The sequence below is a fragment of the Paenibacillus solani genome (assembly GCF_001277345.1).
Lineage (GTDB): Bacteria > Bacillota > Bacilli > Paenibacillales > Paenibacillaceae > Paenibacillus_AQ > Paenibacillus_AQ solani.
In genome coordinates this window covers 51,882-72,393 of sequence record NZ_LIUT01000003.1, presented here as the reverse complement: position 1 = coordinate 72,393, position 20,512 = coordinate 51,882, and the positions used below count along the sequence as shown (strand labels likewise).

At 49.2% G+C, this 20,512-nt stretch carries 18 protein-coding genes; 17 read left to right on the top strand and 1 reads right to left on the bottom strand.

Annotated features, from left to right (window positions below):
* Positions 1–76: 76 nt before the first annotated feature.
* The 4 genes from icd (at position 77) to AM231_RS17620 (ending at position 3,967) form a co-directional block, all read left to right on the top strand.
* Positions 77–1,369: an NADP-dependent isocitrate dehydrogenase gene (gene icd, locus AM231_RS17635; protein ID WP_054403848.1), complete on the top strand. Its 1,293-nt coding sequence runs from the start codon at positions 77–79 to the stop codon at positions 1,367–1,369.
* Positions 1,370–1,383: 14 nt separating this feature from the next.
* Positions 1,384–2,325, top strand: coding sequence for a malate dehydrogenase (mdh, locus tag AM231_RS17630; protein WP_054403847.1), 942 nt, complete (start codon positions 1,384–1,386; stop codon positions 2,323–2,325).
* Between the two features lie 150 nt (positions 2,326–2,475).
* A complete protein-coding gene (locus tag AM231_RS17625; RefSeq protein WP_054403846.1) occupies positions 2,476–2,901 on the top strand; it encodes a hypothetical protein in 426 nt (141 codons plus the stop codon).
* Positions 2,902–3,100: 199 nt separating this feature from the next.
* The gene (locus AM231_RS17620) at positions 3,101–3,967 is read left to right on the top strand and encodes an SDR family oxidoreductase (protein ID WP_054403845.1); all 867 of its coding nucleotides are present in this window, start codon (positions 3,101–3,103) and stop codon (positions 3,965–3,967) included.
* A gap of 121 nt (positions 3,968–4,088) precedes the next feature.
* Here AM231_RS17620 and AM231_RS17615 read toward each other — a convergent pair whose 3' ends face one another.
* The gene (locus tag AM231_RS17615) at positions 4,089–4,460 is read right to left on the bottom strand and encodes a hypothetical protein (RefSeq protein ID WP_054403844.1); all 372 of its coding nucleotides are present in this window, start codon (positions 4,458–4,460) and stop codon (positions 4,089–4,091) included.
* A gap of 218 nt (positions 4,461–4,678) precedes the next feature.
* Between AM231_RS17615 and AM231_RS17610 the strand changes: the two genes are divergently transcribed.
* The 13 genes from AM231_RS17610 to ytaF all read left to right on the top strand — a co-directional run bounded on the left by AM231_RS17610 (position 4,679) and on the right by ytaF (position 20,507).
* Entirely contained in the window at positions 4,679–6,229 is a 1,551-nt protein-coding gene (locus tag AM231_RS17610) for a fumarate hydratase (protein WP_054403843.1), read from the top strand.
* A 174-nt stretch (positions 6,230–6,403) separates the two neighbouring features.
* A complete protein-coding gene (locus AM231_RS17605; protein ID WP_054404260.1) occupies positions 6,404–7,375 on the top strand; it encodes a bile acid:sodium symporter family protein in 972 nt (323 codons plus the stop codon).
* Positions 7,376–7,400: 25 nt separating this feature from the next.
* Entirely contained in the window at positions 7,401–9,215 is a 1,815-nt protein-coding gene (gene pnpS / locus AM231_RS17600; protein WP_054403842.1) for a two-component system histidine kinase PnpS, read from the top strand.
* Between the two features lie 70 nt (positions 9,216–9,285).
* Positions 9,286–10,017: a response regulator transcription factor gene (locus AM231_RS17595; RefSeq protein WP_053492011.1), complete on the top strand. Its 732-nt coding sequence runs from the start codon at positions 9,286–9,288 to the stop codon at positions 10,015–10,017.
* A gap of 161 nt (positions 10,018–10,178) precedes the next feature.
* A complete protein-coding gene (locus tag AM231_RS17590; protein WP_053492012.1) occupies positions 10,179–11,378 on the top strand; it encodes a methyl-accepting chemotaxis protein in 1,200 nt (399 codons plus the stop codon).
* Between the two features lie 128 nt (positions 11,379–11,506).
* On the top strand, positions 11,507–12,508 hold the full coding sequence (locus AM231_RS17585; RefSeq protein WP_053492013.1) for a PstS family phosphate ABC transporter substrate-binding protein: 1,002 nt from the start codon (positions 11,507–11,509) through the stop codon (positions 12,506–12,508).
* Between the two features lie 99 nt (positions 12,509–12,607).
* Positions 12,608–13,501 carry a phosphate ABC transporter permease subunit PstC gene (gene pstC, locus AM231_RS17580; protein ID WP_423212933.1) on the top strand — a complete coding sequence of 298 codons (894 nt, stop codon included), beginning with the start codon at positions 12,608–12,610 and terminating at the stop codon, positions 13,499–13,501.
* On the top strand, positions 13,502–14,377 hold the full coding sequence (gene pstA / locus AM231_RS17575; RefSeq protein ID WP_054403841.1) for a phosphate ABC transporter permease PstA: 876 nt from the start codon (positions 13,502–13,504) through the stop codon (positions 14,375–14,377).
* Positions 14,378–14,427: 50 nt separating this feature from the next.
* The gene (gene pstB, locus AM231_RS17570) at positions 14,428–15,183 is read left to right on the top strand and encodes a phosphate ABC transporter ATP-binding protein PstB (protein WP_054403840.1); all 756 of its coding nucleotides are present in this window, start codon (positions 14,428–14,430) and stop codon (positions 15,181–15,183) included.
* Between the two features lie 55 nt (positions 15,184–15,238).
* Positions 15,239–15,898, top strand: coding sequence for a phosphate signaling complex protein PhoU (phoU, locus tag AM231_RS17565; protein WP_053492017.1), 660 nt, complete (start codon positions 15,239–15,241; stop codon positions 15,896–15,898).
* A gap of 150 nt (positions 15,899–16,048) precedes the next feature.
* Complete coding sequence (polA, locus tag AM231_RS17560; protein ID WP_054403839.1) at positions 16,049–18,709, top strand: DNA polymerase I; 2,661 nt, start codon at positions 16,049–16,051, stop codon at positions 18,707–18,709.
* A 145-nt stretch (positions 18,710–18,854) separates the two neighbouring features.
* Positions 18,855–19,688, top strand: a complete 834-nt coding sequence (gene mutM, locus AM231_RS17555; RefSeq protein WP_054403838.1) for a DNA-formamidopyrimidine glycosylase — start codon at positions 18,855–18,857, stop codon at positions 19,686–19,688.
* Positions 19,689–19,805: 117 nt separating this feature from the next.
* Complete coding sequence (ytaF, locus tag AM231_RS17550; protein WP_054403837.1) at positions 19,806–20,507, top strand: sporulation membrane protein YtaF; 702 nt, start codon at positions 19,806–19,808, stop codon at positions 20,505–20,507.
* Positions 20,508–20,512 lie beyond the last annotated feature (5 nt).

Sequence of the window (20,512 nt, the reverse complement as noted above, 5' to 3'; positions counted from 1 at the left end):
TCTGTGCCTATTCACAGGGGATTTTTGAGAATAGCAAGAGACAAGCAACATCAATACGAAGGAGGAACTCATACTTATGAAATTGGAAAAATTCGCACTACCAACCGAAGGTGAGAAAATCACGATTGATAACGGAAGCTTGCAGGTGCCTAACAACCCTGTAATTCCATTCATTGAAGGTGACGGTACTGGCCGTGACATCTGGAAAGCTTCCAAACGCGTTCTTGATGCAGCTGTAGAAAAAGCATACAGCGGTTCCAAGAAGATTGCCTGGTATGAAGTATTTGCCGGTGAGAAGGCATACAATACATATGGCGAGTGGCTCCCGAATGATACGCTTGAAGCGATTCGCGAGTACATCGTTGCCATTAAGGGACCTCTGACTACACCAATCGGCGGTGGTATTCGTTCCCTGAACGTTGCTCTTCGTCAAGAGCTTGACTTGTACACTTGCTTGCGCCCAGTTCGTTACTTTAACGGCGTACCGTCCCCGGTGAAACGCCCAGAACTGGTTGACATGGTTATTTTCCGTGAGAACACAGAGGACATCTATGCTGGTATCGAGTACAAAGAAGGTTCTGAAGAAGTGAAGAAAGTCATTAAATTCCTTCAGGACGAAATGGGAGCAAACAAAATTCGTTTCCCTGAAACCTCCGGTATCGGCATCAAGCCTGTATCCTCCGAAGGTTCCAAGCGTCTCGTGCGTGCAGCAGTTGAATATGCAATCAAGCATGGCCGCAAATCCGTTACTCTGGTACACAAAGGCAACATCATGAAGTTTACTGAGGGTGCCTTCAAAAACTGGGGTTATGAAGTGGCTGAGGCTGAATTTGGCGATAACGTATTCACTTGGGCTCAATACGATGTCATCAAGGAAAAAGATGGCGTAGACGCGGCTAACGCTGCTCAAAAAGCGGCTGAAGAAGCTGGCAAAATCATCGTTAAGGATGCCATTGCCGACATCGCGCTGCAGCAAGTTCTGACTCGCCCAACCGACTTTGACGTTATCGCGACATTGAACCTGAACGGCGACTACCTGTCTGACGCGCTGGCTGCACAAGTAGGCGGTATCGGTATCGCTCCGGGCGCTAACATTAACTATGTTACAGGACATGCAATTTTCGAAGCGACTCATGGTACTGCACCGAAATACGCAGACAAAGACGTCGTAAACCCTGGCTCCGTTATCCTCTCCGGCGTTATGCTGCTTGAGCACCTCGGATGGCAGGAAGCGGCTGACCTGATTTATAAAGGTATGGAAACAGCTATCAACAACAAAACCGTGACGTACGACTTCGCTCGCTTGATGGATGGCGCTACTGAAGTGAAATGCTCCCAGTTCGCAGACGAAATCATTAAAAACCTGTAAGGAGGAGATCTACCGTGGCAATTACCCGTAAGAAGATTACAATCGTAGGTGCTGGCTTTACAGGAGCGACTACCGCGCTCATGCTTGCTCAGAAAGAACTTGGTGATGTGGTGCTGCTGGATATTCCGCAGCTTGAGAACCCGACCAAAGGTAAAGCGCTGGATATGCTCGAAGCGAGTCCCGTTCAAGGCTTTGACAGCAACATTGTTGGTACATCCAACTATGAAGATGCAGCCGATTCCGATATCGTAATCATTACAGCGGGAGTAGCTCGCAAGCCGGGCATGAGCCGCGATGATCTTGTTAATACCAATGCAGGGATCGTGAAATCCGTATGTGAGAACGTGAAGATTCAAGCGCCGAATTCTACGGTGATCATCTTGAGTAATCCGGTGGATGCTATGACCTATGTGGCATATAACACGCTCGGATTTCCCAAAAACCGCGTAATCGGCCAGTCCGGTGTCCTGGATACGGCACGCTACTGCACCTTTATAGCGCAGGAATTGAATGTATCGGTTGAAGATGTCCGCGGGTTTGTTCTGGGCGGCCATGGGGATGACATGGTTCCACTCGTGCGCTACTCCAGTGTAGGCGGTATTCCAATCGATACGCTGATTCCGGCTGAGCGCATTGAAGCGATTGTACAGCGTACCCGTGTGGGCGGCGGTGAAATCGTAAACCTGCTCGGAAACGGCAGCGCATATTATGCGCCAGCGGCTTCCCTGGTTCAGATGACGGAAGCGATTCTGAAGGACAAGAAACGAATCCTCCCAGTCATCGCTTTACTGGAAGGCGAATATGGCTACGAACAGCTGTTTATGGGTGTGCCGGCCATTCTTGGCGGTGACGGCATCGAAAGAATATTCGAGCTTGAGCTGACATCCGAAGAGAAAGCAGCTCTTGATAAATCCGCGGAATCCGTGCGGAATGTGACCTCGGTCATCAAGCTGTAATCGAATCGACTTCACAAATTTGTCTTATCCTACAATCCCGTCCCGTTATTCGGGGCGGGATTGCTTTTCATTGGATGATCTGTCCAGTATAATAAGAGACAATGACTTAATGTAATATAAATCACACTAACGATGTTGGAGGAATAGTTTATGTGGAATGTAACATTTTTTCTGCATATGGTCGGTACGGCGGCGCTAGGATTTTACTTGATCCTGCCGTTTGTTGTTGGCGGTATTCAGAAGCTGTCTCTCGGTGCTCAAGAAGGAGCTGTTAACACAATTCGTGTGGTGAACCGATTCGCTCAATACGGTCTGGTTCTTCAGCTGCTGACAGGCGGGTATTTGATGTCTCAAAAGGATTACTCGGTTCCTTGGATGATCATCGTAACCATTCTGCTGCTGGCTATGTTTGCAATTGGCGGTATCATGGGCAAGCCACTGAAGAATGCTCTTGCGGGTATTCGCGAGAAGCGCGAAGTAAAGGAAGAAACCAGCAAGCTAGGTACGCTTAGCGCACTTCTCTCTTTATTGCTTCTGGTTATGATCTTCTTCATGGTGTTCAACCACATTATCTAAGAGAAATACGTGTAACTTAAGAAGCCTTCCGTTCATCGGAGGGCTTCTTTTTTTGCTGCGAAACAAAACCTCTGCGTTTGGTGGCTTTTAATCTGGGTAAAAACAATAGCGAAGGGCTTTTTATAAGTATAATGAGCCGTGTCATACGCATCCTATGAATGGTTGTTTGAGATACTGACCTGAAAGGAGAAATGTTCAGATGCCACAAGATCAACAGAAACAAACATTGCCGCCCCAGCATCAGGATCACAGACCTGGAACCGAATCGGAGATGCACCCGAAGCCGGAGTATGAGAGCAGCGAGTATAAAGCAGCCGGGAAGTTAAAGGGGAAAGTTGCTTTGATTACCGGAGGTGACAGCGGAATAGGACGTGCAGTTGCCGTGCATTTTGCGAAAGAAGGCGCAGACGTATCCATTGTATATCTAAGCGAGCATAAGGATGCGGAGGAGACCAAACGCCAGGTGGAACAGGAAGGCCGTAAATGCCTGCTGATTGCCGGGGACATTGGGGACGATGCATTTTGCCGTGATGCCGTTGGTGAAACCGTGGAGAAGCTTGGGAAGCTTGATATTCTAGTAAATAATGCTGCGGAGCAGCATCCGCAGAAGAAGATTGAGGATATTACCAAAGAGCAATTGGAACGGACCTTCCGTACGAATATATTTGGCATGTTCTTTATGACGAAGGCGGCAATGCCGCATTTGTCCAAGGGAAGCACCATCATTAATACAGCGTCTATTACGGCATACAGAGGCAGCCCGCAGCTGCTGGATTATTCATCCACAAAAGGGGCGATTGTAGCCTTCACTCGTTCGTTATCGATGAATGTGGCAGAACAGGGCATCCGTGTGAATGCCGTAGCACCGGGACCGATTTGGACCCCGCTCATTCCTTCCACATTCACGTCGGACCAGGTCAGCGAGTTCGGTGCAACACAGCCGATGAAACGTCCGGGGCAGCCAGAAGAGTTAGCACCAGCCTATGTATATCTGGCTTCAACAGACTCCTCCTATGTGAGCGGTCAAGTGATCCATGTCAACGGCGGCGAAGTGATAAACGGATAAGCAGGAAGGCTGCTGCCTTGATTTGTACGAAAATCAATTGATATGCTGGAAATAAATACAGCGGACATCGGGTTTTTGACCCGATGTCCGCTATTTGTATCAAGGGTGAAGTTGCACAGAATCAGATGGTTCTAAAACCGTTTGGAAGCTCGCCGGTATTCCGGATTTCTCTGATTTGGGCGAGTGTCAGACGACGGTTGGAGCTGATAATGGATTCCGGCTCTTCGCCACGAATAATATCATCGAGATCTCCGATGTTGGTGTTACCGCGAAATACTCTGATTCTGCCCCTGAAATTCGGCTCCGAGAACAGAACCAGGGTTGCATTGGGGTTGGTAGAGAAGAATCTCAAGCTTTCAATTTCACCAAAAGCTCTTTCGAGATTGCGGATACCCACATTCCCGCGTACTACAAAACGGCGTCCTCTATAAAACTCGTTTCTAAACAGGGCAAGTCTTGGGAAGAGAACCTGTGAGATTGAGGCTTTCATCATCGTAATCACCTCCTTTCCTTAACCAATATATGCGAGACTTATAGATTGGTATGGTCAATGAAACGGGGAATATCCACACATTTTCTCTACTCTTTCATTTTTTGAAGTAAACCCTTTCAAGTGCAGAATGATATGATATGATTACATTATTGGCAGTTTATAATGATTCTTGTTTGCTCTTATGTTTGGGTGATGAAAGAGAGGAGATTACTTACGTGATGAAGTTATTTGAAGAGAGCATGTATCGACTGATTGTAGAAACCTCCACGAATTTACCCGGAGATGTTAGAAGGGCGGTCAATCGAGGAAGAGCTTCAGAGGATGCCGCTACGCGGGCTGGGCTGGCACTAACCACGATCGCTCAGAATATCGAGATGGCCGAGCAGGAAGTATCGCCAATCTGCCAGGACACCGGCATGCCAACATTCATCATACATACGCCGGTCGGCGCGAATCAGATCGAGATGAAGAAGGCCATTTATTCAGCCGTGATCCGCGCAACGAAGGATGGGAAACTGCGTCCGAATTCGGTAGATTCGTTGACGGGAGCTAACAGCGGGGATAATCTTGGGCCGGGCACACCTGTCATCCATTTTGAACAATGGGAACAAGAAAAGGTGGATGTCCGTCTGATTCTGAAGGGAGGCGGCTGTGAGAACAAAAACATCCAGTACAGCCTGCCAGCAGAGCTGGAGGGGATCGGAAAGGCTGGCCGCGACTTGGACGGAATCCGTAAATGCATTATGCATGCCGTATATCAAGCCCAGGGGCAAGGCTGCAGCGCAGGCTTTATCGGGGTAGGCATCGGAGGCGACCGCACCACTGGCTATGATCTGGCCAAGCAGCAGCTGTTCCGTCATGTGGATGATGTGAATCCGCATGAAGATCTGGCCAAGCTAGAAGACTACATAATGGAAAATGCGAACAAGCTGGGAATCGGCACGATGGGCTTCGGAGGAGAAGTCACGCTGCTGGGCTGTAAGATAGGTGCGATGAATCGCCTGCCGGCAAGCTTTTTCGTATCTGTTGCGTATAACTGCTGGGCCTTCCGCCGTCAGGGAGTATTGATTGAGCCGTCAACCGGAGAGATTACGGATTGGCTCTATGAAGCAGGCAGTGAAGTGCATATGGAGGCAAATGCCGAAACGGCTGCTTCTCAAGTCGAGTCTTCCGATTCAGACGAGGTCAAAGGCCGTGAAGTGGTGCTTCAGACGCCGATTAGCGAGGACCAGATTCGTTCATTGCGTGTAGGGGATGTCGTAGTTATCCGTGGCGAAATGCATACCGGACGCGATGCCCTTCATAAATATCTGATGGATCATGATGCACCTATCGACCTGAACGGAGCCGTCATCTATCACTGCGGACCGGTCATGATGAAGGATGAAGAGGGATGGCATGTCAAGGCAGCAGGCCCGACCACAAGTATTCGCGAGGAGCCGTATCAAGGCGATATTCTGAAAAAATTCGGTATTCGCGCCGTGATCGGTAAAGGCGGAATGGGGCCGCAGACGCTTCAAGCCTTGCAGGAGCATGGCGGCGTATATCTGAATGCCATCGGCGGAGCCGCCCAGTATTATGCGAGATGTATCAAGAAAGTGAACGGCGTTGATTTCATGGAATTTGGCATTCCGGAAGCCATGTGGCATCTGGAAGTGGATGGCTTTGCCGCCATCGTCACGATGGATTCGCATGGAAACAGCCTACATGCCGATGTGAGCAAGGATTCGGCTGACAAGCTGGCGATGTTTAAAGAGCCTGTATTTTAAAAAAACATGATGATTCAAGAGCATCGAAAGGCAGAAATATGCCTGTCGGTGCTCTTTTGCATAGCGCAGGATCGAAGTCCGTATTTTGGAATATCGTTGCAGATCGGATCGCTCCAGTTTATGATGAAAGGCAAATACGTTTATTCAGTCATGAGGAGGAGACAGGTGAGAAGTGTGAGAAGTTTGGGACTGGCCTTTGCATCTTGGTTTGAAAAGTACACTTTTCTCTTGATTCCCGGCTCACTGGTGGTAGGCTGGCTGCTCTCGGATGTCTTGGAAGACTATGTAACCTTGATTCCGTATCTGTTCGGTTATATTACGCTGGTCATGGCGCTAGGCTGCGGTATTCGTCATCTGCATGGAGTCCTTAAACGCCCATATGCCGTTCTGTTGACGTTGTTTCTAGCCCATGCGGCCGCTCCGATTATTGCATATGGGCTGGGGTCAGCCGTATTTGGCGCAGACTCGGATTATACGATCGGCTTGCTGCTGTTTGCGATCATTCCGTTAGGAATATCCTCGGTGATGTGGGTCGGAAGTTCCGGGGGAAGCATTCCATTCATATTGGCAGTGGTTGCGCTCGATACCATACTGAGTCCGCTTGTTGTGCCAGCTTTGATGGATATGTTTATCGGGAATGCGTTGGTGACTTGGAATGCGTCCGGATTAATTACGGATTTGCTGACCATGGTGGTACTGCCTACGGTGATCGGAGTGTTGCTGTACGAAGTTTCACGGGGGAGAATTAAAGAATGGTCCGCTCCCGTAGCACAGCCGATTTCCAAGCTGTTTTTTATGCTCGTGGTTATGCTGAACGCTGCTGCGATTGCTCCCCATGCAGCAGACATGAAAGAGGAAATGCTGGTTGTTATCCCGGTTGTCATAACTCTGATTGTAATTTGCTATTTGCTGGGGTTCTTCGGCTCCTATGCGATGCTGCGACCGTCGCCTGACATGCAAGTTACGTTTACATACGCATCGGGTATGCGAAATATATCGCTCGGAATGGTGCTTGCGACTACATATTTCTCACCGCAGGCTTCCATCCCGGTGGTACTGGGTATCATGTTTCAACAGCCTGGGGCTACGGTAATTCATGCGTTGTTTCATAGAAAGCGCACCCGGGCGGTAATATATCCAAAATGATCACGCGGCAGAAAGAGGAGAGACCATGAGGCAGTATCGTAACCGTTTGACTCTGATTATGCTTACCCTAATCGGGCTATCCATGCTGGCAGCAGGCCTGGCCATGGTGACGGTGTTCAAGCAGTCCCATATTCAGCTGCTGGAGGACAACATGGTTAGGGAGATTCGGCTTCTGCAGACCATGATGGAATTTCCGGATACGACCGGCACGGATGCCGTTGCGTATTATACGGACAGATCCTTGCAGCTTGAAGCAGTGTCCGATGCGAGAGTAACTTTCATTCTGAAAGACGGCAAAGTGATTGGGGATTCGGAGAGTGATCCGTTGACCATGGATAATCACGCCTATCGCGAAGAAATGGTCCAAGCCATGAAAGAAGGCAGAGGGATCACCATACGCCGCAGCCATACGCTTCAGCAGGATATGCTTTACGTTGCTCTCCCGGTCCAGGCCGGAGTGAACTTCGACGGATTCATCCGATTATCCGTCAGCCTGAAGGAAGTGGATGAAGGTGTCAAGCAAGGCTGGATCGTCATGGGAATAGGTCTGCTGGTGTTATTCCTGATTGCAGCCTTTGTAAGTTACCGTGTGGCCAAAGGCTTAACGTCTCCACTTGAGAAAATTACGCGTGTGGCCAGGCGAATATCGCGTCTGGAGTATGATGCCAGGGTGAATATTCACCGTAAAGATGAAATCGGCCAATTGGCTCAAGCCATTAATGGGATGGCCGATAGCCTTCAGACCCAGCTGCGAACGATTCGGGACAATGAAGATTTGCTGCAAAGCGTTCTGAATAATATGACAGGTGGCATTGTGATGGTGAATGGCGCGGGTCATATCATGCTTGTGAACCGGGCTGCCGAGAGAATGCTCGGCATTCAAGCCGAAGTCATCACGGGCAAATCGTATCGTGAGCTCAAGCAGCATTACGAGCTTATGAAGCTGATGGAAGAGGGACTTGAGAGTAGAAACAGTTTCCATGAGGAGCGCAATATATATTATCCGAAGGAAGCGATTATCCTGCTGGACGGGGTCACCATGATGCAGGAGGAGGAACAAGACACTTATCGGGGCATGCTGTTCCTGCTGCAGGACGTGAGTGATATTCGGCGACTTGAACGGATGCGAAGCGAATTTGTGGCCAATGTATCCCATGAGCTGAAGACCCCGCTTGCTGCGGTGAAGGGATTTGCCGAAACCTTGCTTGGCGGCGGAGTTAAGGATGAGAAAACCTCGCGCTCTTTCCTCCAGATTATTTATGACGAGTCCGAGCGGCTCAATCGGCTGATCGGCGACATTCTGGAGCTGTCCAAGATCGAATCCAAACGAATTCAGATGGAATACTCTCCAGTTCATCTGGCGACATTTTTTGATACGATATCCGAAATGATGCGCACGGTAGCAGAGAAGAAGCGAATTAATCTTGAGCTGGATATTCCGGAAGAGCTGTTTATGGAGGGGGATGAGGACAAGCTTCGCCAGATCTTCATGAATCTGCTCTCGAATGCAATCATCTATACGCAAGAGGGCGGGCGAGTCCATCTAACAGCCCGTGAACGGCATCATGCAGGGGATGCGGATGATACGGTAGAATTTATCGTACAGGATTCGGGAATCGGTATTCCGAAAAAAGACCTGCCACGAATATTCGAACGGTTCTATCGGGTGGACAAAGCGCGTTCGCGCGGGTCAGGTGGAACAGGGCTGGGATTATCCATTGTCAAGCATTTAGTGGATCTTCATCACGGTACCATTAAAGTGGAGAGCGAGCTGGGCATCGGCAGCTCCTTCATTATGGAATTTCCGATCTTGCAGGAAACGGACGCTGAGGAGAGTTAACACTGCGTTAACATTCTGTTGATATACTTGCTTAAGCAGTCCAATATTCAAGATAAGGGCGGGGGTAACCTTGACGCAACGCATGCTTGTTATCGAAGATGAGCCGACGCTTTCTCGGCTGTTATCGTACAATCTGACGCAGGAAGGTTTTCAAGTAGAGGTAGAAGAACATGGAACCGCAGGTTACGAGAAAGCAGCACATAATTCCTATGATTTAATTCTACTGGATGTGATGCTGCCGGGGATGAATGGTTTTCAGATTCTAGAGAAGCTTCGAAGTAATAGAATCACTACGCCGATCATTATACTGACCGCGAAGAACGCTGAGGAAGAAGTGGTTCAGGGCCTGAAGATGGGCGCGGATGACTATATTACGAAGCCGTTTGGCGTGTCGGAGCTGCTGGCCCGCGTGTCAGCCGTCATGCGCCGGGTTTCCGGGCAGCCTGAAGATGTCAGGAAGACCGAACATCAAGGGAATGTCATCTCACTTGGGCAATTGGAAATATACCCTGAGAAATATGAGGTGCGGCTTGGAGGGCAATCCATCAATCTTCGTCCGAAGGAATTTGAGGTGCTGCTCTACCTGGCGAAGAAACCGGGCGTTGTGTTAACTCGAGATGATCTGATGAATGTGGTGTGGGGTTTCGATTATATCGGCGGGCAACGTACCGTTGATGTACATGTGAGTTCCCTGCGAAAAAAGCTCGAGCTTGACCCTGAATCCGTACACATCGACTCCATTCGAGGAGTGGGTTATAAACTTGTTGTAAATCCTAAAAAAGGCTCCCATCATTCCATTTGAAATGATGAGGAGTCTTTTTTAGGTCTTATGGCAGGTAAATGCTTCTTATGACCAGATTCATTCGTCCATGTTTACGCACCTTTGATTAATCGAATATATTCTCTTAACACTGGTCCGTTAAGATGCGTCTAAAGAACCAGATGAAGAAGGGGTGAGGGCGCATGACACTGCTTCAAACCAGACCGATTCAGACAGAGAGAAACCTAGCATTAGCAGGAGAGGTTACATTCCAATATCCAGGGCAACCAGCCCACAAGCCAGAAGAAGGCGCTTATTATCGGCCATACATAAGAGAAGTTCCCGTAATCCGTGAAATTGAGTCGTGTCTTGATGTGCTGAATATGTTTGCTAAGGATGACCGAGTTCCTTGTGTGGTTTATTGTGATGAACATGATCAGCCGACTGGTCTGATTATGCGGGATGTTTTTTATCAGAGAATGATGGGCAGGTTTGCTGTCGATCTGTACTATTCGAAGCCAGCCTTCCAGTTTGCAGATCAACAATTCATGAAGATCGACATATTCGAGAAGGTGGGAACACTGCTGAATCTGGCGCTGCAACGCTCGGATTCGAAATTTTACGATTGTGTTCTCCTTACGAGTGCCGGCCGGTTGGAGGGTATACTGACAGTCCGGGATCTCATGAGCCTATCGAACGTGCTCCAGGGGGAAGCGGAAGAGAAGCGGGAGCTGATTCTGCAGGAAAGCTACCGCCATACGGGGAACATTCAACACTCATTAACCGAGGTGCGGTCGGCAGCTGCAAAAACAAGCTCGGAATGTATCCGGATGAGGCAGTGGTCCCAGACCGGGAAGGCCAAGCTGGACCTTGTGCAAACGTCCTATCTTGGACTTGTGGAAGATATGACGAAGCGGGAGGGACAGGCCTTCGAGCTTGTATCGGATGCCAGCCAAATTCTATCCATAACCGGGAAGATTACCGAGCTTGCGAATCAGAGCAGTCTGCTGGCGATGAATGCCTCGATCGAAGCCGCACATGCGGGCGTGCATGGAAGAGGGTTTCAAGTGGTTGCAGCGGAAGTGCAGTCACTTGCCAAACAAACGCACGAATTATCTGGAAATATCTCGAAGCTGCTAGAGCATATTCGGCGATTGGCAGAAGATACAGCCAAGGGAGCAGTGTCTTCGCTGAAGGAGCTTCGAGCCTGTGAGGGGTTCGTTATGGAAGGTGCCCGTATGTTTCATGAAATGGAGAATGCCGTTCAAGAGGTACAGAAGTCCGGCAACCAGGTTCATCATCTCGCTGAAGAGACAGGGAGACGTGTGGACAGGGTCAAGGATGATCTCGCAGGCATTAACTCTGCCAAGCAGCAACCATTTGAAGACGAATCAACTCTATAATTCTACATCAAGCTACATATTTTACATTGCGTTTACATTTCTACAAAACTGCTATTACATTCCGGGTTTAATATCAATATTGTGAGTACGAAATAGAGACAACAACCATTTTGAAGGAGTGGATTCGTTTGTTTAGAAAAAGGGGTCGTAAACCAGCAGGTATTCTCGTATTGGTGTTGATGCTGAGCACGCTTTTGGCAGCATGCGGAGGAGGAAACTCCGGCAGTGCTTCAGGAGAAAATACAGATAACGGTTCAGCACAGCAAACCGAAGGAAATACCACAGCAGCTCTGACAGGAACAATTGAAATTGACGGTTCTAGTACACTTCATCCATTAACCGAAGCAGTGGCTGAGGAGTTCGGCGCCGCTAATCCGGATGTGCGTGTTCCAATCGGAACAGGCGGAACAGGGGCTGGATTCAAACGCTTTAACAACAGCGAGATTGCCGTTTCCAATGCCTCAAGGCCAATTAAAGACAAAGAAGCAGAAGAAGCGAAGGCTAATGGAGTTGTATACCACGAAGTTTTGGTAGCATATGACGGATTGTCTGTCGTAGTAAACCCTAGCAATGATTTCGTAGATAAACTGACCGTAGATGAGCTTAAGAAAATTTATGAGCCGAACAGCACGGTAAAGACATGGGCTGATGTTCGTGAAGGCTGGCCGGCGCAAGAGATCAAAATTTATTCACCGGGTACAGACCACGGTACATTCGACTACTTTACAGAAGCGATTAACGGTGAAGCACAGGCAAGCAGAAATGATAGCCAGATTACATTTAGTGCGGATACAAACGCAGTCGTTCAAGGGGTAGCTGGTGATAAGAACTCCATCGGATATTTCGGGTTCTCCTTCTATGAAGAGAACCAGGATAAGCTGAAGCTGGTTCCGATTGATAACGGAACGGCTACCGTAGCTCCAAGCATGGAGACGATTAAGGATAACAGCTATGCTCCATTGTCCCGTCCGCTGTTGCTCTATGTTAATGATAAAGAGCTTGAGCGTCCAGAAGTAAAAGCATTCATGGACTTCTACCTGGAGAACGCCCCTAGTCTTGCTGGCGAAGTTGGTTTCGTACCACTTCAAGATGACCAGTATCAAGCAGAAAAAGACAAGTTGGCTAAATAATTTAAGACGACATGCCCGAAAGATATCCTTTCGGGCATCCCATAGAAAGGGAAGAGGAGAATGAACAAAACTTCACCCCTGGCGGTAAACACAAAGAGTATGACATTCCGTCGCAGCAAAACTCGCACTTCAGACAAAATCATTCCAATCCTGCTCGGCTTGTGTGCCATACTCTCGGTGTTTACAACTATCGGTATTGTATATACGCTTCTACAGGAATCCGTGATCTTCTTCAAGGAAGTACCGGTATGGTCTTTCCTCACGGGAACGACATGGAGTCCTATTCTCCCTCCAAAAGAATTCGGCGTGCTGCCCCTGCTGGGCGGCACATTGCTGATTACAGGCATTGCGATCCTATTCGCAGTGCCTATCGGCTTGGCTTGCGCTATTTATCTCAATGAATACGCACCTGCCCGGGTTCGGGGGATTGTTAAGCCAGTGCTGGAAGTATTGGCCGGCGTTCCAACCATTGTATATGGTTATTTTGCGCTTGAAACGGTAACGCCGTTCCTTCAAAAGATATTCCCTAACATGGGAATATTCAATGCGCTGAGTGCTGGTATCGTCGTGGGTATTATGATTCTGCCTATGATTTCGTCACTGAGCGAAGATGCCATGCGCGCAGTTCCAAAAAGCTTGCGACAAGGGGCATATGCACTGGGAGCAACCCGATTTGAGGTTGCCCTTAAAATCGTACTGCCTGCTGCTCTATCCGGTGTGGTTTCCTCCTTCGTGCTTGCTTTCTCTCGTGCGATCGGTGAGACGATGATCGTAACGGTTGCGGCCGGTGCTACTCCGCAGTTGACACTGAATCCGCTGGATAGCATTCAGACCATGACCTCTTATATTGTGCAGGTAAGTATGGGTGATGTTCCACGCGGCACGATTGAATATGGCACGATTTTTGCAGTGGGTCTGACCTTGTTCGTCATCACCTTCTTGCTTAACATACTGGCGCAGTGGGTCGCTCGCCGCTTCAGGGAGGAATACTAGATGAAACAATTGAACCTGGGGGACAGTAAAGGCATTAACCGAAGACGCCTTGGTGACAAGACACTGCATATTATTTTTCTGGCTTGTACCAGTATCGGGATTCTAGCATTAATGGCTCTGATTGTAACGATCGTAATGGATGGTATTCATAGACTCTCACCTGATCTGTTCACTAACTATCCGTCACGTATCGCGGACCGGGCAGGCTTGAAGTCACCGATTGTCGGTACGATCTACCTGCTGCTGCTCATGGCGCCGCTGTCTTTCATTCTAGGCGTTGGTGCAGCGATCTTTCTTGAAGAGTATGCGGGACGCAGCCGCTGGGTTCGGCTGATTCAACTGAATATCAGTACCCTTGCAGGGGTTCCTTCTATTATATATGGTATCTTGGGACTTGCGATTTTTGTGCGGGGGATGAATCTTGGACGCAGTCTGCTGTCCGGGGTATTAACCATGACTTTGCTCGTACTGCCGATTATCATCGTTGCTGCTCAGGAGGCCCTTCGTGCCGTTCCTAAGAATCGCAGGGATGCTTCGTATGCGCTTGGAGCAACGAAATGGCAAACGGTATCCAAATCTGTGCTTCCGTCAGCGATTCCAGGAATTATGACCGGCGTTATCCTCGCCCTGTCTCGCGCAATCGGCGAAACTGCACCGCTTATCATGATTGGTGCTTTAACGTACGTGGCCTTCTTGCCGGAAAATCTGCTTGATTCGTTTACAGTCATGCCGATCCAGATCTTCAACTGGGTATCAAGACCAAGCGAGGCATTCCACGAGCTCGCAGCTTCGGGTATTATCCTGCTGCTCATCATGTTATTTATTATGAACATTGCAGCCGTATGGATCCGGAATAAGTATTCGAAGAACATCTAAGAGACGCAACGCAGATTCTATCCGTGAAAAAAGGGAGACATGAATAAGATATGGAATCCATCATACAAATTGAGAAATTGAACCTTTACTACGATACGTACCATGCGCTTAAAAATGTGGATTTGAACATTCCCGAAAAAACGGTGACAGCGTTCATCGGACCATCCGGCTGCGGGAAATCGACACTGCTGCGGACGCTGAATCGCATGAATGACATGATTCCTTCCACTAGAATCGAAGGCAGCGTCCAAATCGGCGGAACGGAAATCTACAGCGAGGAGGTCCATGTGGAAGCCTTGCGCAAGCAGGTTGGGATGGTATTCCAGCAGCCTAATCCGTTTCCCAAATCGATTTATGACAATATTGCATATGGGCCAAGACTGCACGGAATTCGGAATAAGGCAGAGCTTGACCAAATCGTCGAACAGAGCTTGAAGCAGGCTGTTTTATGGGATGAAGTCAAAGATTATCTTAAGCGTTCTGCGCTTAGCTTGTCCGGGGGGCAGCAGCAACGTCTGTGTATTGCACGGGCCCTTGCTGTGCAGCCGGATATCCTGCTCATGGACGAAGCCACATCTGCGCTGGACCCGATTTCAACGCTCAAAATTGAGGAGCTGGTCCAGGAACTGAAGAGCAATTACACTATCGTTATGGTTACGCACAATATGCATCAGGCCGCTCGCGTATCCGGGCAGACGGTATTTTTCCTGAACGGCGAAGTAGTTGAATCTGCTAATACCGATATGCTGTTCTCTACACCGTCAGATCCTCGCACCGAGGACTACATTTCGGGCCGATTTGGCTAATATGTTCGCGATTACAAATGATCTTTCTTAAAAGTAGATAGGAGGAGCATCATATATGATCCGGAGAATTGAGTTTGATCAGCAGCTGAATGAGCTGAAAACCCTGCTGCAGGATATGGGCAAGCATACGGAGGAGGCACTCGCAAACAGTGTGAAGTCTCTCCAGGCTCTGGATGCGGAGCAAGCGCAGGCGGTTATTAAGAACGATGTGCAGTTAAACACAATGGAAGAGCAGATTATGGACATCGGCTCCCGCCTGATCGTGACCCAGCAGCCTGTGGCGAAGGATTTGCGCCGTATATTGGTTGCGTTCCGGATTGCAAGCGATTTGGAGCGGATGGGGGATCTCGCGCGGGACGTCGCAAAAGTTACGATTCGCCTGCAAGGCCAGAAGCTGATTAAGCCATTGGTAGATCTTCCGCGCATGTCGGACTTGGTGCGTGTTATGGTTGCAGAGTCCATTGAATCCTATCTGACGGAAAACACGGATCTGGCTTATAAAATGGCCCAGGATGACGATCAGGTCGATCATTTATATAGCGTTATTTTACAGGATTTATACACTCATTTGACCTCTGATCCTGACTCGGCAAACCAAGCCATGCTGCTGATCATGGTGGGGCGCTACATTGAACGGATCGCTGACCATGCCACCAATATTGGTGAAAGCACGGTGTATCTGGTGACGGGCCATCGTCCAGACCTCAATCAATAAATAGATGCAAGTTCAACTTGAACGCCGGCGAAAGCCGGCGTTTTTATGTGGACAGTCTTGAAATTTACCAGGAATCGGATGGATGGTTCGGAAATCGCGGTGACGTATGTTATCATGTGGAAAGGAAGTAATATAGGTGCGAGGTGTTTTATGGACAAGCTGATTTTGATTGATGGAAATAATATCATTTACCGTGCATTTTTTGCGATGCCGCCGCTGACCAATGCCAGCGGACAGCAGACGAATGCGGTTTACGGCTTTACAACCATGCTGCTTCGCTTAATCGATGAGCATAAACCGACACATATGATGGTCGCGTTCGATGCTGGCAAGGAAACGTTCCGGCATGCGGATTATCAGGATTATAAGGGTGGCCGTCAGAAGACTCCTCCTGAGCTGTCAGGTCAATTTCCGCTGCTGAAAGAGCTGCTTAAGGGCTTGGGTGTAGCCCAGTTTGAGATTGGCGGTTATGAGGCCGATGACATTATCGGTACGATTTCCCGTCAAGCTGACGAGGCTGGACGCAAGGTAATGGTCGTATCAGGGGATAAAGATATGCTGCAGCTGGCTTCAGAGCATACCACGATTGCCATGGTCCGTAAGGGCGTTACTGATATTGAATATTATGGACCGGAACAAATCAAGGAACGTTATGACTTGACCCCTGAGCAGATTATCGATCTGAAAGGGCTCATGGGTGATGCTTCCGATAATATTCCCGGGGTTCCAGGCGTAGGTGAGAAGACTGCTCTGAAGCTTCTTCATGAGTTTGGCTCTGTTGAAGCCGTGGTATCACGGACAGATGAGCTCAAAGGCAAGATGAAGGAGAAAATCGTGGAGCATGCAGATTCAGCGATACTCAGCAAGAAGCTGGCTACGATCTACCGCGAAGTTCCGCTTGAGCAATCACTGGATGAGATGGCATTTACGGGCCTGAATGAAGAAACAGCTGGTCCCGCACTGGCAAAGCTGGAGTTTAAATCGCTCATTGAACGATTGAACCTGAGCACAAGCGGTGCCGCTGGAGCTTCATCTGAGTCAAAGCCTGAAGCGAAGATCGATGTGATCCTCGTGGACGTGAAGGGGCTTGCCGAAGTAGCGGATCATCTGGAGCAAGTGAACGTGCTCCATGTTGAGACGCATGGGGATAATCCTCATCATGCTGATGTTATTGGGCTGGCACTTGCTACGGAAGAGCGGCAGTTCTTCATCCCCTTTGACGTGCTGAAGTCAGAAGAAGCGGAACCTGTCCGCGCTTGGCTTGCTAATAGCGAGATCCCTAAACGCGGGTATGACCTGCATCGTATTGACCTGGCACTGCATTGGCAGGGCATCGCTTTTGCCGGAGCAGCATTTGACGTTCATTTGGCAGCATACCTGCTGGATCCGACGGAATCGAACCAAACGCTTAGCGGACTGGCCTCCAAGTACGGACTTGCGTATCTTCAAGCGGATGAGGACGTGTTTGGCAAAGGGGCCAAATACAAGGTACCAGAACAAGATAAGCTCAGCGAGCACATGGCCAGAAAATGTCTGGCTGTATCCGAGCTGGTACCCGTTCAGGAGAAGGAATTAGCTGCCAATGAAATGCTGCCGCTATTTCATGATCTGGAGATGCCGTTGTCCCGCATATTGGCTGACATGGAGAAGCAGGGTATTGCTGTCAATGCGGAGGATTTGAAGGAACTGGGTAGCGAGTTTGAAGGGCAGATCAAGAAGCTCGTTCAGGAGATTTATGAGATCGCCGGAACAGAATTCAATCTCAACTCGCCTAAACAGCTGGGCGAAATTCTGTTTGTCAAACTGGAGCTGCCGGTCATCAAGAAGACCAAGACGGGTTATTCCACGGATGCCGAAGTGCTTGAGAAGCTGGCGCCTTATCATGATATTGTCCGTCTGATTTTGCAGTATCGCACTTTGGCCAAGCTGCAATCCACTTATGTGGAAGGTCTGTTGAAGGAGATTTCGACCGAGACAGGCAAAGTCCATACTTTCTATCGTCAAACCATTGCTGCAACGGGCCGTTTAAGCAGCCAATACCCGAACTTGCAGAATATTCCGATCCGCCTGGAGGAAGGGCGCAAACTGCGCAAAGTGTTTGTTCCGTCCGAGCCGGGCTGGAGCATTCTGGCGGCAGATTATTCCCAAATCGAGCTGCGGGTGCTTGCGCATATTTCCGATGATGAGCGGCTGAAGGAAGCCTTCGTGCATGACATGGACATTCACACCAAGACGGCCATGGATGTATTTGGCGTCAGTATGGATGAAGTGGATTCCAATATGCGCCGTTCCGCCAAAGCGGTCAACTTCGGCATAGTGTATGGCATCAGCGATTATGGTCTGTCCCAGAATCTGAACATTACCCGGAAGGAAGCCGCAGCGTTTATTGACCAATATTTTGAAGTATTCCAGGGCGTTCGGCGCTATATGGACGAAATTGTCAAACAGGCGAAACAAGATGGCTATGTGAAAACGCTGCTCGAACGCAGACGCTATCTTCCTGAGATCAATGCCAGCAACTTCAATCTGCGCTCTTTTGCAGAACGGACGGCGATGAATACGCCGATTCAGGGGACGGCAGCCGATATTATCAAGCTGGCCATGGTCCATATGGACAAGGCGCTGTATGATCATCAACTGAAGAGCCGCATGCTGCTTCAGGTACATGATGAATTGGTGTTTGAAGTGCCGGAGGATGAGCTGGAGATCATGAAGAAGTTGGTGCCGGAAGTGATGAGTCAGGCATTGAAACTGTCCGTACCGCTGAAATCGGAAGTCAGTTATGGAGAGAACTGGTACGAAGCGAAATAAAGCCGTAATGAGTGTCAACTGAGGCAGGTGCTTTATATGAGGGATCATGGGTGAAGATGGGGCAGCAGATGCACTCTTTTTCCACAAAAACCATGGTCCCGCTCTGTTCCATCTTCCGGTATAATGGATATGAGGTGAAATCATTATGCCGGAATTGCCGGAAGTAGAAACGGTTAAACGAACACTTAATGAATTGATTAAAGGTAAGCATATAGATCACGTATCTGTACATCTGCCGCGGATTATTCAGCGGCCTGACGATATTGAGGCATTTGCTTTTATGCTGAAGGATCATACGATCGAAGGCGTAGAGCGCAGAGGCAAATTTCTACGGATATTGCTGGACGGACTGGTTCTCGTCTCTCATCTTCGGATGGAAGGCCGTTATGGACTGTATCATGCTGGGGATCCGGTGGAGAAGCACACTCACGTTATCTTTCATTTCTCGGATGGTACGGAGCTGCGGTATAAGGATGTACGCCAGTTTGGTACGATGCATCTGTTTGCACCGGGGGAAGAGTTTAAACATGCTCCTCTTGCCAAACTGGGATACGAGCCGCTCGATGAGACCTTTACCTTCGGCACTTTTAAGGAAGTCATCGGGAGCAAGAAAACGAAAATTAAAGCCGTGCTGTTGAATCAGGCATATGTGGTCGGCATCGGCAATATATATGTTGATGAGGCTTTGTTCCGGGCCAAGATCCATCCGGAGCGCAATGCTAACAGTTTGAAGGATGCCGAACTTAAGCGACTGTATCAGGCGATCGTAGACACGTTGTCCGAAGCGGTGAATGCAGGAGGATCCTCCATCAAATCCTATGTTAACGGCCAGGGCGAAATGGGGATGTTCCAGCACAGCCACCAGGTATACGGCCGGAAGGACAAGCCCTGCCCTACTTGCGGCGGACCGATCCATAAGATCGTAGTCGGCGGAAGAGGGACCCATTATTGTCCGAAGTGTCAACCTGTGAAGAAGTGATCCAATAGGCATGCACCCTTCCTCTCCTCACACATATAATGTGAAAACATATGTGGAGCGCATGATGCTGCTTTTTCTAGGGCAGTTTGATGTGGAGCTTGTCGAGGAGGGAATAGGGTGCTCAGTCATGTTTTCTCGTCTGTACTGCTGGCCATGGCATTAAGCCTGGATGGATTCGGGGCGGGGGTTACATACGGTCTGCGCAAAACAAGGATACCGCTGCTGTCTGTATTAATCATCTCGCTCTGCTCGGGTCTGGTGCTCGGCGTCTCCATGCAGGCCGGCGCGCTGCTCCAGCAGTTCTTATCCCCATCTGTGGCGTCCGTGATTGGTGCCGCTATTTTGATTCTGCTGGGCTTATGGTCTTTATATCAGCAGATACGAAGAAGAAGTGAAACTGAAGAAGAAACGCAAACGGGTGTAAAAGCAGGGGATCCGCCTTGTGAAGTAAGCATGGCAAGTCAAGAGCAGCTTCAACGCGCGGTATTCTCGCTTGAGATACCGAAGGTCGGGATTGTCATTCAAATTCTTCGCAGCCCGGCGAAGGCCGATTTGGACGATTCCGGCAGCATCTCGCCATGGGAGGCGATGTGGCTCGGTATTGCGCTGTCGCTGGATGCGTTCGGAGCGGGGCTTGGCGCAGCCATGCTGGGCTTCTCGCCGCTCGGTACCGCAGCTGTTGTTGCCTTGTTCAGCGGAATATTCCTAATGCTCGGGATACGGATCGGTTTGCGTTTTGCAGCTAAAGGCGGTATGCGATTGATTTCATATCTGCCTGCTTTAATGTTAATCATCATGGGTATAATGAAGCTGTTATGAGGTGA

Coding starts and splice junctions, on each gene's coding strand:
- icd (WP_054403848.1), top strand. CDS start 77: ATGAAATTGGAAAAATTCGCACTACCAACCGAAGGTGAGAAAATCACG.
- AM231_RS17625 (WP_054403846.1), top strand. CDS start 2,476: ATGTGGAATGTAACATTTTTTCTGCATATGGTCGGTACGGCGGCGCTA.
- AM231_RS17620 (WP_054403845.1), top strand. CDS start 3,101: ATGCCACAAGATCAACAGAAACAAACATTGCCGCCCCAGCATCAGGAT.
- AM231_RS17615 (WP_054403844.1), bottom strand. CDS start 4,460: ATGATGAAAGCCTCAATCTCACAGGTTCTCTTCCCAAGACTTGCCCTG.
- AM231_RS17610 (WP_054403843.1), top strand. CDS start 4,679: ATGAAGTTATTTGAAGAGAGCATGTATCGACTGATTGTAGAAACCTCC.
- pnpS (WP_054403842.1), top strand. CDS start 7,401: ATGAGGCAGTATCGTAACCGTTTGACTCTGATTATGCTTACCCTAATC.
- AM231_RS17590 (WP_053492012.1), top strand. CDS start 10,179: ATGACACTGCTTCAAACCAGACCGATTCAGACAGAGAGAAACCTAGCA.
- pstC (WP_423212933.1), top strand. CDS start 12,608: ATGACATTCCGTCGCAGCAAAACTCGCACTTCAGACAAAATCATTCCA.
- pstA (WP_054403841.1), top strand. CDS start 13,502: ATGAAACAATTGAACCTGGGGGACAGTAAAGGCATTAACCGAAGACGC.
- pstB (WP_054403840.1), top strand. CDS start 14,428: ATGGAATCCATCATACAAATTGAGAAATTGAACCTTTACTACGATACG.
- phoU (WP_053492017.1), top strand. CDS start 15,239: ATGATCCGGAGAATTGAGTTTGATCAGCAGCTGAATGAGCTGAAAACC.
- polA (WP_054403839.1), top strand. CDS start 16,049: ATGGACAAGCTGATTTTGATTGATGGAAATAATATCATTTACCGTGCA.
- mutM (WP_054403838.1), top strand. CDS start 18,855: ATGCCGGAATTGCCGGAAGTAGAAACGGTTAAACGAACACTTAATGAA.